Origin of the sequence: Promicromonospora kroppenstedtii DSM 19349 (genome assembly GCF_000515355.1) — a bacterium.
GTDB lineage: Bacteria > Actinomycetota > Actinomycetes > Actinomycetales > Cellulomonadaceae > Promicromonospora > Promicromonospora kroppenstedtii.
Window position 1 is genome coordinate 7,205 of record NZ_KI911714.1, and the last position, 1,023, is coordinate 8,227.

The 1,023-nt window shown below is 72.9% G+C and carries 2 protein-coding genes; one reads left to right on the plus strand and one right to left on the minus strand.

Translation table 11 applies throughout. The features are described from left to right. Nucleotides 1-42 precede the first annotated feature (42 nt). Nucleotides 43-492 carry a DUF3017 domain-containing protein gene (locus tag PROKR_RS20230; RefSeq protein ID WP_036966427.1) on the minus strand — a complete coding sequence of 150 codons (450 nt, stop codon included), beginning with the start codon at nucleotides 490-492 and terminating at the stop codon, nucleotides 43-45. A 109-nt stretch (nucleotides 493-601) separates the two neighbouring features. Between PROKR_RS20230 and PROKR_RS20235 the strand changes: the two genes are divergently transcribed. Beyond that, on the plus strand, nucleotides 602-1,023 hold a 422-nt coding region (locus tag PROKR_RS20235; RefSeq protein ID WP_245605903.1), incomplete at its 3' end, for an FAD-dependent oxidoreductase.

The following is a 1,023-nucleotide window of genomic DNA, read 5'->3' on the forward strand; positions in this document are numbered from 1 at the left end:
GGGCGGGGTGGGCCTCCCCGCCGGGAGGGCCCGCCGGGAAGGTCAGATGCTCGGCGTCGCCACGGCGAGGACGCCGATCAGCACGGCGGTCGCGCCGTACAGGATGATGTCGACGGTCCGGGTGCGGATGACGAGCCCGACGGGGCTGTCGAGCACCGCGCGGAAGATCGCGCAGACCACGAGGACCACCCCGATGCCGATCGCTCCGGCACGGGCGCCGGCGACCATGCCGAGCAGCACGGAGATACCCACGCCGGTGAGGACGAGCCAGATCGCGAGGTTGCTGCGCTGGGGCTCCGCCGGGCTCACGTCGGAGTCCTCGCCGCTGGCTGGCTCACTGCGGTCGAGCTCCTGGCTGGTCGTCGTGGTGGCCGTCATCAGGTCGGCCCGTCCGGTGCGGTCGAGCGTAGCCGTTCCCGCCGAGCCCGGCTCGAGGAGGGTCGTGGCACCGCCCGGTGCGCCAGGGACAGTCCGCGTCTCGCTGAGATCCACGGGACGAGGGTACAACCGAAACGTCGCGATTCTGCAGGACCGTGACCTGCTTGCAACCTGATACAGAGCACATTCCCAGGTTGGCGGCCTGCGAGCTACCGTGAGGTCCATGCCGTCGACTCCAGGTCAGGTCCCCAGCAGCGTGGTCGTCGTGGGTGCGGGGCTGGCGGGCGCGCAGACCTCCGCCGCGCTGCGGCAGCACGGTTTCGAGGGGCACCTCACGGTGCTGGGCGCGGAGGGACTGCCGCCGTACGACCGCCCGCCGCTGTCCAAGGAGCTGCTCAAGCGCACCGAGCCGGTCTGGCTCGCCGACGACCTCGGGATCGACCTCACGGCCCTCGTCGACGACCTGCGGCTCGCCGACCCGGCGACCCGCCTGGAGGTGGACCGAGAGCAGGTGGTGGTGCGGACGGCGTCGGGCGAAGACGTCGTGGCCGACGCCGTGGTGCTCGCCTGCGGCAGCGCGCCGCTGCGCCCGGCGGGCTGGGACGCCGCGATGACCCTGCACACCGCCGGCGACGCCGAGCGGCT